The following is a 15,184-nucleotide window of genomic DNA, read 5'->3' as shown; positions in this document are numbered from 1 at the left end:
GTTTACGCGTATAAAACTTTAAATCCGGGAAAAGAGGTGTACAACGTTGAACGCTGCAAAGTGGTTCCATTCTTTAACGGCAAGAGTTCTTATCTGCTTTCTGGCGGCCGGTTTGATACAACCCGGCCTGTTCCTAGCTTCGGCTGAGGGAGCCAACACGATTGCGAATCCCGATTTCGAGTCGGGCGATCTTACCGGATGGACGGTCGTCAGCGGGAATGCGTTCAGTTCCGGTGATGTGACGGCCGACAGCGACTTCTGGAATTTGCGGACTTTTAACCAGAATAACTTCTGGCATATTCGGAGCGGCGGAGGAGACAATGCCAAGGTCGGCGTCATGGAATCGGAGACGTTCACGCTTGGCGGCGACGGAAAGATCGATTTTCTCATCGGCGGCGACAGCGATCCGAATAACCTGTATGTGGCGCTCGTGAGAGCTTCCGACGGAGTTGAACTTCTGAAAGCCATCGGCGGCAACAGCGACACCTATTCCAGAGTTCACTGGGATGCGAGCGCTTTCGCCGGTACCGTTTGCTACATAAAAATTGTGGACAATTCCACGACGGGTCACCTGAACGTCGACGATTTAAACGTGCCGCCCGCACCCACGCTTCATGATCATGTGGAGCCGTCCATTTACAACCACGATTTTGAGTATACCGAACTTGTTCCTTTTGAGATTAGAGGTTGGAACGTTATAAGCGGGGACGCATTCGGCCCGGGCAGCCTTACGCATGAAACCCTATACAGCCAAGGGGGGAAATTCAATCAGCACGGCAGCTACCACCTATGGGGGTTCAAGGAAGGCGGTGACGAGCAGATCGGGGAGCTGAAATCGGAGACGTTCACTCTTGGCGGCAACGGAGGCATCGATTTCCTCATCGGCGGGGGAAAGGACATCGACAACCTGTATGTCGCGCTCGTCCGGGCGTCGGACGGAGCCGAACTGTTCAAGGAAACAGGCCGCAATTCCGAAGCGTACCAGCGGGTGTTCTGGGATGCGTCCGCCTATCTGGGAGAAGATCTATACATCAAGATTGTGGACAATGCAACCGGCGGGTGGGGACATATTAACGCAGACGACTTCCATGTCTTCAACTCCGTATTTGCCGGCGGCCTTCTAGGGTACTGGAATTTGGACGAGGGGGCCGGCAAGGAGGCGGCTGAATCGGTTACAGGGACATCGGATCAAATCGCTTATCATCTGAATACCGGCGTATACCAACCATCCCGGGATCCGTTATGGAAAAGCGACGGAATCAAGAATGGCGCGCTGCTGTTTGACGGTTATTCCACCTGGATTACGCGGACAGCCGACAAAATCCCTGCACCCCGGCAAGCGATCACCGTCGAAGCGTGGGTTGCGCCGAGAAACTTTGAACACGGCGATGAAGGGCGCTTATCAGCGATTGTGAACCAGCATAACCGCGAAGCGAAGGAAGGCTTTATTCTTGGAAACTATCGGCACGGAACGTGGGGATTTCAGTTCGGGACGGGTACCGAATGGCGTGAAGTGATGTCGGACACGCTGCTTCCGCTCAATGAGTGGTCGTATGTGGCAGCCACGTATGACAGCGCCGCGGGCAAGACGGTCCTTTACCTCAACGGGAAACAGGTCGCATCCGCGAATTTTCCCGCCGGGGAAACGATCGCTCCTTCCGCAACCGATCTGCTGATCGGCAAAAACAATCAAGGCATGTGGCTCTACGGTTATACGCTGAATATGTTCAGCGGACTGATCGATGAAGTGAAAATCCGAAGCAAATCTTTGAGCGCGGCGGAAGTGCGGAACGAATATGACGCGTATGTAAATGCATTGGGCGGAAATGTGCCGACGGCCAACGTAAGGATCGATCGAAGCAAGCTGGAGCATGATGTCCACCGTCCTCAATTCCACGCCGCGCCTCCCGTTCACTGGCAGAACGAACCCGGCGGCCCGATCTATTTTAACGACCAGTATCATGTATTCTACCAGAGCAATCCGCGGGGACCGTACTGGAACCATATTCGCTGGGGGCATCTGGTGAGCAAAGACATGGTGCACTGGAGAGATGCGCAGGATGCGGTCATTCCCGGCCGGCACGATGTCGACCCGGAAGGCGCGTGGGCGGGCGGCGCCGTCGTTGACGATTCCGGCGTTCCGGTTATTTTCTATACGGCCGGAGACGACCGCAAATCTCCTAATCAGCGGATCAATATCGCCAGAAGCACGTACCCCCGGGATGAGGACAATGATCTCAACCGGTGGAATAAAAATCCTGAGGTGGTTGTGGACCAGGAACCGGGACAGGGCATCATGGGTGAATTCCGCGATCCGTTCGTATTCAAAGACGGAGACACGTGGTTTATGCTGGTGACGTCAGGTGTCGAGAATGTTGGCGGCACGGCACTCGTCTACTCGACGCAGGACTCCTCTTTCCGGAATTGGACGTACCGAGGGGAACTGTATGTGGGCGATTATTCCGCTTATCCGAAAACCGGAAGGGTATGGGAGCTTCCGATCCTGCTTCCGCTCGGCAATTCGGGCAAGCATATTTTCCTGATCAATCCGGCGAAAATGGAGCGTCAGGAATATCAATCGAGATATACCTGGTACTGGATCGGGACGTGGGAGAAGACGACCGCGAGATTCGTCCCGGACAATCCGGAGCCTCAGCTGCTCGATGTCGGCGAACATTTTACCGGGCCTGCGGGGTTTGTGACGCCAGACGGCCGGACGGTCATCTACAGTATCGCGCAAGGGAGAAGGACGGCGACACAGGATTACAACGCGGGTTATGCCCATAATTTCGGGCTCCCTGTAAGCGTTTCCCTTCGTCCGGACGGCAGGCTGGGCATCGAGCCGATCGCCGAGCTTCAATCCTTGAGAGGCGAACAGTTGATCAATATTACGGCGGATACCTCGTTTGAAGCAGCGAATCAGGCCCTGTCCGGCATCGCCGGGGACATGCTCGAAATCGAATTGGAGCTTGACACGGGTACCGCGAACGAAGCCGGCATCAGTGTCAGACGTTCGCCCGGCGCCGAAGAAGAAACGGTCGTATATTACAAGAGAAGCGCGAAGGAGTTCTGGGTGAACAGGACGAAATCGAGCCTCCACCCCGACGTTGAAAAATGGTACCAGGGCGGTCTTGTTGATATCGGCGGGGAAAATGTAAAGCTGCGGCTGTACATCGACCGTTCGATGATCGAAGCGTACCTGAACGGATTGAAGGGATTGACCACAAGAGCATATCCGACCAGAAGCGACGCAACCGGGCTTAGGCTCTGGGCGAATGCGGATTCCCATACGGTTACGGTCAAGTCGTTGAAAGTCTGGAGAATGAAGTCCGCCTATCCGGACGTGAATCCGACAGGGATTGCCGTCACGCCGTCCGCCATGCAGCTTATTGAGGGAGACAGCGAGCTTCTGGCGGCCATTGTGTCGCCCGCTAATGCCACGAACAAGGATGTGATCTGGACTTCGAGCAACCCGTCCGTGGCATCGGTGGTCAACGGAAAGGTGACGGCGAAGGCGGCCGGTACCGCTGTTATTTCGGCAAAAACAAGAGTCGGCGGGTTTACGGCCGAAGCCGCGATTACCGTCGTTGAGGAGCCTGCCCACGACGAATTGATCAATCACGATTTTGACGACAATTTGACCGGATGGACGATTCTGAGCGGCGATGCTTTCAGCTCCCTCGATGTGACCGCGGCGAATGACTGGGGCTGGGGCGGCCCGTTCAACCAGAACGGCGCTTATCACCTGTGGGGTGCGAAAGACGGCGGCGATGCCCAAGTCGGCGCGATGAGGTCGCACAAATTCATTTTGGGCGGAAACGGCCAGATCGATTTCCTCGCCTCCGGCGGAGACAACATTTACGACCTGTACGTCGCCCTTGTCAGAGTCTCGGACGGAAGGGAGCTGTTCAAGGCAAGCGGCGGAAACAGGGAAGGCTATACGAGAGTGTATTGGGACGCCTCCGAATATATAGGAACGGAGTGTTATATCAAGATCGTCGACAATGCCACCGGCGGGTGGGGGCATATCAACATCGACGATGTGAACGTTCCCGTGCAGCCACCGGCCGAAGCCACCCTTGCCAATCCCGATTTCGAAACCGGGGATTTGACCGGATGGAGCGTTGAAAGCGGGAATGCGTTCAGCAGCCAAGATGTCACTTCGGACGGCGGCTGGGGCTGGGGCGGTCCGTTCAATCATAACGGCACTTATCACCTCTGGGGGTTCAAAGACGGCGGCGACAGCCAGGTCGGCTTCCTGAAATCGAATCACTTCACCCTTCACGGCAGCGGCTGGATCGATTTTCTGATCGGCGGGGGCGGCGACATCGGCAACTTGTACGCGGCGCTGGTCCGGGCTTCCGACGGAGCCGAGCTGCTCAAGGAGACGGGGCGCAATGACGAAGCTTACCGCCGGGTATATTGGGACGCTTCAGCCCATGTCGGGGAGGAAGTCTTTATCAAGCTGGCGGACAATGCCGCCGGAAGCTGGGGACATGTGAACGTCGACGATTTTCACGTCTACAATACGCCCGATGAGGTGGCTAACGGAGACCGGTACCAGAAGTACCGGTCTCAATTCCATTTTACGCCGGACCGGAATTGGATGAACGATCCGAACGGGCTTGTGTACTACGATGGGGAGTACCATCTGTTCTACCAGCATAATCCGACGGGCACTACCTGGGGTCCCATGTATTGGGGGCATGCCGTCAGCACCGATCTGATCCATTGGCAGAGGCTGCCCGTCGCGCTCGAGCCCGATTCGAACGGCTATATCTGGTCCGGCTCGGTCGTCGTCGACCGGAACAATTCGAGCGGCTTTCAGACCGGCGCCGATAAACCGTTGGTCGCGATCTTTACGCAAGAAAAAGGAGGAGTGCAGGTCCAGAGCCTTGCATACAGCAATGATAAGGGGCGGACATGGACGAAATATGCCGGAAATCCGGTAATATCCATGCCGGCGGGACTTCATGTGTTCCGCGATCCGAAGGTGTTTTGGCATACCGGTTCCGATCAATGGGTCATGGTGATTTCGGCGGGCGACCGCGTAAGGTTTTATACTTCCTCCGATTTGAAGGACTGGACATATTCCGGCGAGTTCGGCAGTGCCGACGGCTCGCACGGCGGGACCTGGGAAGTGCCGGACTTGTTCGAACTGCCGGTCGACGGCAATCCCGGAAATACCAAGTGGGTATTGACGGTCGGCATGAACGACGGAGCGCCTGCGGGAGGTTCGGGCGTACAGTATTTTGTCGGCCGGTTTGACGGTGAGAAATTCATCAATGACAACCCGTCAAGCACCGTACTGTGGACCGATTACGGTTCGGATTTTTACGCCGGCCTGTCATGGAACGGCATTCCGGAAGCGGACGGCCGCCGCATCTGGCTCGGTTGGATGAATAATTGGAAGTACGCCAACAACATCCCGACCTCCAACTGGCGGGGCGCCATGACCATACCTCGTGAAGTGAAGCTGGCGGATACGGTGTCCGGTGTCCGGCTCGTTCAGAATCCGGTTGCCGAACTTGCCGCGCTGCGCGCAACCGGCCGCAGCTGGGCGAACCGGACTATATGGCCAGGCAGCAACCTCTTGTCCAAAGTGACCGGAAGCGAACTGGAGATTATCGCCGAATTCCGGACGGATACGGCGACTGCGGACGAATTCGGCTTCAAGGTCCGCACGGGCGGGGGCAGTTGGACGACAGTCGCCTACGATAATATCCAATCAAAATTAGCGGTCGACCGTACATCATCGGGAGAATCCGGATTTGAGGGGACATTTGCGGCGAGACATGAAGCGGCGATGTCGCCGAAGAACAACAGGGTGAAAATGCGAATTCTCGTGGATCGTTCGTCGGTCGAAGTATTCGGCAACGACGGCGAGGCCGTTATTACCGATCAATTATTCCCGGATCCGGCGGACATCGGTCTCGAGCTGTATAGTATCGGCGGCAACGTGACGCTCGAAAGCCTGACGGTCTACCAATTGAACGGAGCGTCGTTTCCATAATTAATACAGGAGCTGCTTCGAGAGGCTCCTTTTTCTAAAGCCGGGGACAGGTGTCATACGGCCCCGTTAGGGAAGTGCCGACCGGTTCGTTCCGAACGAATGGCCTGCGTTTTCTTCACCATGAACGAAATCAAATTAGAACATAGACGTACGGGATGAAAACGCATACCGATTTGTGATAAGATATCGGCATAAATCTATCACGACAAGGGGGACGCTATCTGAGAAAGTTCAATATTATGCGTCCGTTGCTTCTGCTCGCCGTGGCCTTTTTCGTACACAATATTACGTCGACGATCTGCCTTGCACTCGGGGTAAACGAAGAAAGCACGGGCAATATCGCCATGGGGGCGATGATTATCGCTGCATTTATCACTTTTATGAGATTGAACCGCAGTAGAAATAACAAGTAACACTGCCGCCAGAAAAGAAATAACCCGTCTCCTTGATGAAATCAATGGCGGGTTATTGTCATTAAACTGGAGTGAAAACAGATGAATTGGGCAGATAAAACAAGTATCAGGTGTCTTTTACAGCAACAATCAACAGATCACTTTTCTGCTGCACGCAGCGACTGAAGCAGCCTACCCCCGAGCCGCCGCATCGGCGTAGAAAATCACCGTATAGAACCTGGCCGTCTCCGCCCCCGTATTGCGGTATGCATGAGTGCGATTCGCCGAAAAATGCATCGAACACCCCGTCTCCGCCGTAAAGGTTTCTTCGCCGACCGTCAGTTCCAACGCGCCCTTTTGCACGAAAATATATTCTTCGACACCGTCGTTATGCCCCTCGGACAAATGGGTGCAGCCCGGGTCCAACTCCACCAAATAAGATTCGAATTTCGTTCTCGGATTGTACGGAAATAACGGATACGCCCGGTACGCGCCTTCCTCTTCCATGAACGGTTCGACCTCTTCAGGCGAAACGACGGTCACCTCCGGTTCGACGTCGTCGATCAGCGCCGTGAACGAAATCCGCAAACCGTTGACGATGCGCCACAATACCGAGATGGTCGGATTGGAATCGCCCCGCTCGATTTGGCCGAGCATCGCTTTGCTAACCCCCGTTAGCTCCGCCGCGTTGTCCAGGCTTAACGCTCTGGACTTTCTAATGGCTTGCAGGTTTTTTCCAACTTTCTTGTGAATCGGTTCCATGTCCCGTCTCCCCTCTCATTGACTGACAGTATCATAACAAAAAATATCGCGCCGCAACATGAGAAATCACTATCATATATACGCTTATGTACAATATAATAAACCAAATGTATAATATAATACACACAGGCAAAATGATCCATGATACATCCATACCACCACGAACGGGGGAACGGACGCGATGAAAGACGTGAAAACGGCGGTTGCAGAGCTGGCGGGAACATTGTCCCGCGCCGGTGCAAGTAGAACGACAATGAAGGCGTTGATGAAGACGGAACGCGGTCCGGGCGCCGTTCTGGTTGACGCCGCCGTGCCGGACATCGGCCCCGATGAAGTGTTGGTGCGCGTTAAGGCGGCGTCGATTTGCGGGACGGATCTTCATATATACAACTGGGACGAATGGGCGGCCAACACGGTCCGCACGCCGATCGTGTTCGGGCATGAATTTGCCGGTGTCGTCGAAAAAACCGGCGAAGATGCAGGGCACGTGAAGCCGGGCGACCATGTATCGGCGGAAGGGCATATCGTGTGCGGCCTATGTCGAGCATGCCGCACAGGCAACGCACATGTGTGCCCGAACACGGTCAGCTTCGGAATTACGACGAACGGCTGCTTTGCGGAATATGCCGTCGTTAAAGCGTCCAACATTATCAAGAACGATCCGTCGGTGCCGCATGAAATCGCCTGCTTGCAGGATCCGCTCGGCAACGCGGTGCATACGGTGCTGTCCGGTCCCGTTGCGGGCCGTACCGTAGCTGTGATCGGAGTCGGGGCGATCGGCTTGATGGCCGTTGCGGTCGCGCGCGCTTGCGGCGCGGGGCGGATCATTGCGGTGGACGTCAACGATTACCGGCTGAGGATGGCGGAATCGTTCGGTGCGGATATTTGCATTAATTCGGCGGCAACGCCGTTGGCGGACGCGGTTCGCGAAGCGACCGGCGGATGGGGAGCGGATGCGGTGCTCGAGATGAGCGGACATCCTGCGGCCATTCCGGACGCGTTCGCCGCGGCCGCCAACGGGGGACGGGTGTCGATGCTCGGAATTCCGGCACAGGAGGTTTCTGTCGATTTCGGCAGGGATATCATATTTAAAGGCCTTACGGTTCACGGAATTACCGGACGCCGGATGTACGAGACATGGGAGCAAATGAAAGGCTTGCTCGGCGGCGGACGATTGGATATGAGCGGGCTTGTGACGCACCGGTTCCGCCTGGAGGAATACGAAACGGCATTCGAGCTTGTACGATCGGGGCGCTGCGGGAAAGTCGTCTTCGCGATCGGCGAATAAACCGAAATAGGAGGATAAAAGTATGGCGGATTGGCGAGTGCTTACGGAAGAGATGGAGCGTTTGAAGCTGGAGGGCCGCTACCGGCCCCTGTCGGTATGGGATAGCCGCTCGGATAAGTGGATGACAATCGGCGGGCGGAAGGTGCTGCAGCTGTCCTCCAACAACTATTTGGGATTGACGCACCATCCGGAGCTGAAGGCGGCGGCGAAGGAAGCGGTCGACGAGTACGGAGTCGGCAGCGGCAGCGTGCGCACCATTACCGGCACGCTGGACATACACGACGAGTTGGAGCGGGAGCTTGCCGCATTCAAAGGCACGGAGTCGACGCTTGTATTCCAGTCCGGATATGCGACGAATGTCGGCGTGCTGTCTTCCATACTCGGCCCGGAGGACGTCGTGATCAGCGACGAGCTTAATCACGCCTCGATCATCGACGGCATCCGGCTGACGAAGGCGTCGCGGAAAGTGTACCCGCACAAAGATATGGACGCGCTCGAGGCGGAGCTTCGCGACAGCGGCGGCTTCCGTCAGCGCGTCGTCGTAACGGACGGCGTCTTTTCGATGGACGGCGACATCGCGCCGCTGCCGGATATTGTGGCGCTGTGCGAGAAGTACGACGCGCTTGTGTACGTCGACGATGCGCACGCGAGCGGGGTGCTGGGGCGCAGCGGGAAAGGGTCGACGGATCATTTCGGCTTGCACGGAAGGGTGCATGTGCAGGTCGGGACGCTGTCGAAAGCGGTCGGCGTAGCCGGCGGTTACGTCGCGGGAGCGCAAGTGCTGAAAGATTTCCTCATTCATCGCGCACGCTCGTTTCTGTTCTCCACGTCCGCCCCGCCGTCCGTCGCAGCCTCCTGCCTGGCGGCCGTGCGCGTGTTGAAGAACCATCCGGAGCTGGTGGAGCGGCTGTGGGATAATACGCGCTACTTCCGCGAGAAATTGCTTTCGCTCGGCTTCGACACCGGCGCGTCGGAGACGCCGATCATCCCGATCATTTGCGGAGCGCCGGAACGGACGATGCGGTTTTCGGACGCGCTGCTCGCGGAAGGCGTCTTCGCCCAAGGCATCGTCTATCCGACGGTCGCAATGGATAAAGGCCGCGTGCGGCTGATCGTCACGGCGATGCATACGCGCGAAGAGCTCGATTTCGCGGCGGACGCGATGTCGAGGGCCGGTAAGGCGCAAGGATTGATTTGACGTAAACCTTTAGTCACGTCGGCATCGAGCCGGCATTTTGTTGGGTTCCGGTAAAACAGTTGGCCGGAGATGATTATTTGCACGCATTTTGTCTCGTTGGAGTCTCCGATCAGAAAAGTGAAATGGCTGAAAAGTACATTGAAGAACTTGCTTCATATTGGAAAAAGCCCCCCCGAGGATTTCTATATGCCTCTTAAGCGAGACACAATGTACGTAACTCAGGAATAAAAGGTACCATAGTCGCAGAAAAAGCTCCGGAGTTATGGTGATCGGCTTTGGCGGTGGAGCATCCCGTCCGGGGAGATTGCCGATAAAAGCATTAAAGTGTTAAAGCGGAATTCCAGCGGAGACGTGCTTGGCCGATCGGTTCGGTTGCGCACGTCTTTTTTTCTTCCATCAGATCTCTGTTGTAGAGGGAACTAGCAAAGACTATCATGTAAAGGGATACAACGGGAAAGGATGTGAGACAATGGGATTCATTAAGAGTATGTACGAATATTTTTCCCTCAAGAGAAGAATCACTATTTTATTCGTGGCAAGCTCCATAATTCCGTTTATCGGGATCGGACTCATCTCGTACTATACGATCGATTCGATCTTAACCAATAAAATACAATCAGCCATACAAAGCAATGTGAAACAGGTTCAGTTGTCGTTGCAAAATACGTTCAATAACTTGAATCATGTGTCCCAGCAGCTCGCTATCCAGGGTACCGTCGGCAAAAAGCTGGATAAATTTCTTACGGAGAACGAACCTTACGAACGATCCCGGCTCGTAAGCGATATTAAGAGCGATTTAGCCGCCATAACATTCACTAATCCGAATATCGGGTTAACGATGTATTACTTTAAAGACGACGGGACGACGCTTTTCGAAAATTTGCCGGTGAAGAAAAGCTTTGCGCCGGACAAGCATCCGCTGCTTGCCGAATATTACGGCATCTCTTATTACGGCCCGCATATAAGCAACGGCCCATTCACGAATCAGTACGTATTGTCCGCTTTACGGAAGGTGGATCTTCCGGATCGGGACGATGTATATGTATATATTGAAACAGGACTGAAGCTGACGCAAAATATTTTGGAAACCGACCGTATCGGCGAAAACGTATTTTTCCTCATTCTCGATAATGACGGGCGAATCGCATACAGCGAGGTGCCGGACGTGTTTCCGCAGAACGCAGTGTTCAAAAGCGATCCGGGCAAAGAAAGCTCCGGCGTCGGAAACGGTTATTTCTGGTACAAGAGAACGGGCAATCAGGGCTGGAGCATTGTTTCCGTCGTCCCGGAGGCAGAATACAACAAGGAAAAAAACCGCTGGATGATGCAGACCGCATTATTTTCACTGCTGGTGCTGGCGATCAGTCTCGTTCTGGCGTGGTTGCTGTGGAAGATGGTGTACCGGCCGCTGACCAAATTTCATAACGAAATCAAATGGGCGGGCCAAAGTAATTTCCATTCCGAGTCCGCGAAGACGAACATCCCGGAATTCGACTACTTGCTGAACCAATTCCAGAAGATGAAGCAACAAATCCGGGAACTGTTTGCGGAAGTGGAGCGGAAGGAGAAGCGCAGGGCCGATCTGGAAATCGAAAAGCTGCTGTATCAGATCAACCCGCACTTTCTGATGAATACGCTCGACACGGCGCACTGGCTGGCCGTCATGAACGGGCAGAACGAAATCGACAGGCTTATCGTTTCCTTAAACAAGCTGTTGTATTACAATCTTGGCAAGCTGGGCGAGCATTCCACCGTGAGAGAAGAGCTCGATGCGCTGCGGGAGTACGTTACGCTGCAGCAAATCCGCTACGACTTCAAGTTCGACGTGCGGATCGACGCCGAAGAACATGTGTTGGATATGACGATCCCGCGGTTTATTTTGCAGCCGTTGGTCGAAAACGCTCTCTATCACGGTCTGGACGACAAAGGGCATATCCATGTGGAAGTGAAATATAACGACCGAATTGAAATAGCCGTTCGCGATAACGGAGCGGGCATCCCTGTGGAAACGGTCGAGCGTCTGCTGAATAACGAACAGGCGGAGAAGCAAAAAGTCGGCATGGGAATCGGAATGAATTACGTGAAGCGCATGCTCGAAGCCCATTATAACGGCGAAGCGAAGATGGAAATCGAGAGCGAAATCGGGAGAGGAACAACCGTGTCGTTGCGCTTGCCGGTTCGGGAGGTGTCAGAAGCGTGATTAAAGTGCTTGTCGTTGACGACGATAAATTGGTCCGCAAAGGACTCATATCGGCAATGCCGTGGGCCGATTTCGACATGCAGGTCGTCGGGGAAGCGAATAACGGAGAGAAAGCGTTGGAATTCCTTGCGTCTAATGAAGTGGACTTAATGCTAACGGATCTCGCGATGCCGGTCATGTCGGGCATTGAACTGATGCGCGCCGCCCGCCGGAAATACCCGAAGCTGTTTATCGTCGTGCTGACCCTCCATCAAGATTTCGATTACATTCAAGAAGCGTTGAGACTTGGGGCGATCGATTACATCGCCAAGGTGCAGCTTGAGAAAGAACGGTTTGAAGAAGTGCTCGGAAGAGTGCATTCGCGTATCAAGGAGGAGTTGAAGAAAGCCGGTCCCGCGGATGCCGCCGACACCTATGGTTCGGATACAGGCTATGTTTTCCTTTCCAAGGACGACCAACCGGATACGGGCCGGCTGTTTGAGCTGCCGCTGCTGGCGGAAAGGGAACCGGAAGAAATCGATGCCAACGTATGGCTTTGGGCGCAGGACGACGATACGATCGCGGCTGACGAGGTGCGATCCGAATTAACAGAACGACTGTCCGGCCATGCCGGATGGACGGTGATGAAGTTGCAAGGACTCTCAGGACAGAAGAAGAGCTTCATCCACCGTTTATTAAGAGGATACCGTCAAAAGGACTTCTTCTATGATTACGATCCTTCGGAGCGGTTCTTCGAAAAGTCCGTCGAATCGATGCAAGCGGGGCATCCCGCTGCGGACGAGGAATCTTTCGCATCTTTGAAAGAACAATGGTTGTCGCTTGAATGGATCCATCAAGAAGAGCTTTACAACAAACTTAGGGACCAATTACAAATGCAGCGCCTCCCGGTGCCGAGAATCGTTCAATTGCTCTACCTGCTGGAGAACGAGTGGAACCGGGTTTATTCATCCGTAGCGAAGAAAAGCATCGTGCAGCCGGAACGGATCGACAGTTGGCATGAGTTTGAAAGTTGGCTGCAATCGGTTCGCGGCTTTACCGCGCAAATCACAAATCAAGCACAATATTCGCAAGAAGTGGCCGATTGCATCATGAAAGCGGTGAAGATCGTTCAAGAGGAGATGGACAAGCAGCTTTTTGCGGTCGATGTGGCGAGAAGAGTGAATATGAGCCGCAGTTATTTCAGCCAATGCTTTAAAGATATCGCAGGGAAACCGTTCAACGAATATTTGCGCCACGTGCGGATTGAGAAGGCGAAGGAGTATTTGATTCATACGAACAAATCCGTTCAATGGATCGCCGAGCGGACGGGCTATATGGATGAGAAATATTTCAGCCGGCTGTTTCGCGAACATGCGGGAATGCTTCCGAGCGAGTTTAGGCAAAGCCGCGAAGGTAGAAATATGTCCGATGCATAGGGTGACAAATGTCTTCAGGCATTGTATTTATGTTCAACGTTCTACCCTAATCCGCAACCGCTCTCTAACCGTTAAGCGCTTTCAATCATGATATCTTATTCTATGTAGAATAAATCGATAGAAAGAAGGGGAGCAAATGCAGCACTTGAAAAGAGGTTTGGTGTTATTGCTCGCGGTGATTCTTGTAGCGTTGAGCGCATGCGGTTCCAACGGCTCAAACACAGCGGCAAACAATGACGCTGCAGGCGGTGCGGGCTCCGACACAGGAGCGACTGCCGGAGAACAAGAACCGGCGGATCCGTTCGGCAAATACGAAGAGACGGTCACGATCAATGTCGGTCAAGCGATCGACCCTACCGACACAAGCTTGCCGGCGGGAGACACGCCTGAAAACAATCAATATACCCGACATATTAAAGAGCAGTTGAATATCGATACGAAGATCATTTGGCAGACGGCCACGGGCAAAGACTATGACCAGAAGGTCAACTTGGCCATCGCGAGCAACGACTTGCCGGATATGGTCGTCGTCAACGACGCGCAGCTTAGACAGATGGTGAAAGCCGGGCAAGTGGCGGATTTGACCGAAGTATATGAAAAATACGCGTCGCCCGGAATTAAAGGAATCATTGAGAAGACCGAAGGGCGCGCGATGAAGGCAGTCACCTTCGACGGAAAAATGATGGCGCTTCCGAGCGTCACCGCCAGAGGCGACGCAGTGCATACGATGTGGATCCGCAAAGATTGGCTCGATAAGCTCGGATTGGAAGTTCCGAAGACGGTGGACGATTTGGCGAAGGCGGCCAAAGCGTTCGTCGAGCAGGATCCGGACGGCAACGGCCAGAAAGACACGATCGGCATTTCGGGACCGCAGGCGGGAGGAAAGCTGCACGCGAACTTTATCGCATCCAGCAATAACGTATTCGGCTTGGATCCGATCTTCTCGGCATTTAATGCATACCCGGGCTTCTGGTTGGAAGGCGAAGACGGCAAGCCGGTGTACGGTTCCATTCAGCCTCAAGTGAAAGAAGCGCTCGCCAAATTGCGCGAAATGTACGCGGACGGCTTGATCGATCCGGAAATGAGCGTACGCAAAGATTCCGCCGAGCCGGTAGTGAGCGGCAAGACGGGCATCTTCTTCGGTCCGTTCTGGATGGGCTATTGGCCGCTGCCGGACGCGATCAAGAACGATCCGAAAGCGAACTGGCAAGCGTATGCGCTGCCGCTCGACAAAAACGGCGAATTCAGCCCGCATATGGCGACACCGTCCACGAATTTCCTTGCGGTCCGGAAAGATTTCGAGCATCCGGAAGCCGCGGTCAAATTGATGAACCTGCTCGTCAGGGACGAAGCGAAATTTGACGTCAGCGTCTCCTTGAACCACTATCCGGTGCGGATCGTATATGCGCCTGTCGATGAGATCGAGTTCACGGTGGAGAAGCTCAAAGAAGTATTGGCAGGCACGACGACGCCGGAACAGCTCGACATCCCTGGTTATAAGCTTCTGGTGGACGATGCGAAGAAAGTGAAGAACGTCAAGCTGGAGCCTTATGACAAATACGATATTCAATATTGGAACACGAAGGATATCGGAACATGGAGCCGGCAGTACTCCTTGTTTGTCGGCGGGGCGCCGCTTTTCGAAAAACGCAACGAAGTGTACAGCTTGACTTATTCCCAAACGAAGACGATGGAAAGCCGTTGGGCGAACCTTGAGAAGCTGGAGACGGAAACGTTCCTGAAAATCATTATGGGCGCCGCTCCGCTCGAGTCGTTCGATAAATTCGTCGATGATTGGAAAAAGCAGGGCGGAGACAAAATTACGGGTGAAGTGGAAGAAGCGATAAAGGAATAAATGATCGGCTGAGGCGTCGGATTTGTTCCGGCGCCTTTATATGACCACAAGGATGGGAGTG

General features: G+C 54.3%; 7 protein-coding genes. 6 read left to right on the top strand and 1 reads right to left on the bottom strand.

What is annotated here, in order from left to right:
- The first annotated feature begins 46 nt into the window (after positions 1 to 46).
- On the top strand, positions 47 to 6,013 hold the full coding sequence (locus JET16_RS30825) for a GH32 C-terminal domain-containing protein (protein WP_325176677.1): 5,967 nt from the start codon (positions 47 to 49) through the stop codon (positions 6,011 to 6,013).
- Positions 6,014 to 6,597: 584 nt separating this feature from the next.
- On the opposite strand, the gene JET16_RS11765 is transcribed toward JET16_RS30825, so the two are convergent.
- Entirely contained in the window at positions 6,598 to 7,167 is a 570-nt protein-coding gene (locus tag JET16_RS11765) for a helix-turn-helix domain-containing protein (protein ID WP_199616124.1), read from the bottom strand.
- A 253-nt stretch (positions 7,168 to 7,420) separates the two neighbouring features.
- Between JET16_RS11765 and tdh the strand changes: the two genes are divergently transcribed.
- From tdh to JET16_RS11740, 5 genes are all read left to right on the top strand, one after another.
- Positions 7,421 to 8,455 carry an L-threonine 3-dehydrogenase gene (tdh, locus tag JET16_RS11760; RefSeq protein ID WP_233531495.1) on the top strand — a complete coding sequence of 345 codons (1,035 nt, stop codon included), beginning with the start codon at positions 7,421 to 7,423 and terminating at the stop codon, positions 8,453 to 8,455.
- Positions 8,456 to 8,477: 22 nt separating this feature from the next.
- Positions 8,478 to 9,653, top strand: coding sequence for a glycine C-acetyltransferase (locus JET16_RS11755; protein WP_199616122.1), 1,176 nt, complete (start codon positions 8,478 to 8,480; stop codon positions 9,651 to 9,653).
- A gap of 469 nt (positions 9,654 to 10,122) precedes the next feature.
- Positions 10,123 to 11,853 carry a sensor histidine kinase gene (locus JET16_RS11750; protein WP_199616121.1) on the top strand — a complete coding sequence of 577 codons (1,731 nt, stop codon included), beginning with the start codon at positions 10,123 to 10,125 and terminating at the stop codon, positions 11,851 to 11,853.
- The gene (locus JET16_RS30820) at positions 11,850 to 13,268 is read left to right on the top strand and encodes a response regulator transcription factor (protein WP_199616120.1); all 1,419 of its coding nucleotides are present in this window, start codon (positions 11,850 to 11,852) and stop codon (positions 13,266 to 13,268) included. The genes JET16_RS11750 and JET16_RS30820 overlap by 4 nt, the downstream gene beginning before the upstream one ends.
- A gap of 136 nt (positions 13,269 to 13,404) precedes the next feature.
- The gene (locus JET16_RS11740; protein ID WP_199616119.1) at positions 13,405 to 15,123 is read left to right on the top strand and encodes an extracellular solute-binding protein; all 1,719 of its coding nucleotides are present in this window, start codon (positions 13,405 to 13,407) and stop codon (positions 15,121 to 15,123) included.
- The last annotated feature ends 61 nt before the right edge of the window (positions 15,124 to 15,184 follow it).

Source organism: Paenibacillus alkalitolerans, assembly GCF_016482785.1.
Taxonomy (GTDB): Bacteria; Bacillota; Bacilli; order Paenibacillales; family YIM-B00363; genus Paenibacillus_AE; species Paenibacillus_AE alkalitolerans.
The sequence above is the reverse complement of the archived record's forward strand: the minus strand, read 5'-3'. Positions and strand labels throughout refer to the sequence as shown.

What these genes read in the sequence shown, in the direction of transcription:
- JET16_RS11765 (WP_199616124.1), bottom strand. Translation starts at nt 7,167, where the DNA reads ATGGAACCGATTCACAAGAAAGTTGGAAAAAACCTGCAAGCCATTAGA.
- tdh (WP_233531495.1), top strand. Translation starts at nt 7,421, where the DNA reads ATGAAGGCGTTGATGAAGACGGAACGCGGTCCGGGCGCCGTTCTGGTT.
- JET16_RS11755 (WP_199616122.1), top strand. Translation starts at nt 8,478, where the DNA reads ATGGCGGATTGGCGAGTGCTTACGGAAGAGATGGAGCGTTTGAAGCTG.
- JET16_RS11750 (WP_199616121.1), top strand. Translation starts at nt 10,123, where the DNA reads ATGGGATTCATTAAGAGTATGTACGAATATTTTTCCCTCAAGAGAAGA.
- JET16_RS11740 (WP_199616119.1), top strand. Translation starts at nt 13,405, where the DNA reads ATGCAGCACTTGAAAAGAGGTTTGGTGTTATTGCTCGCGGTGATTCTT.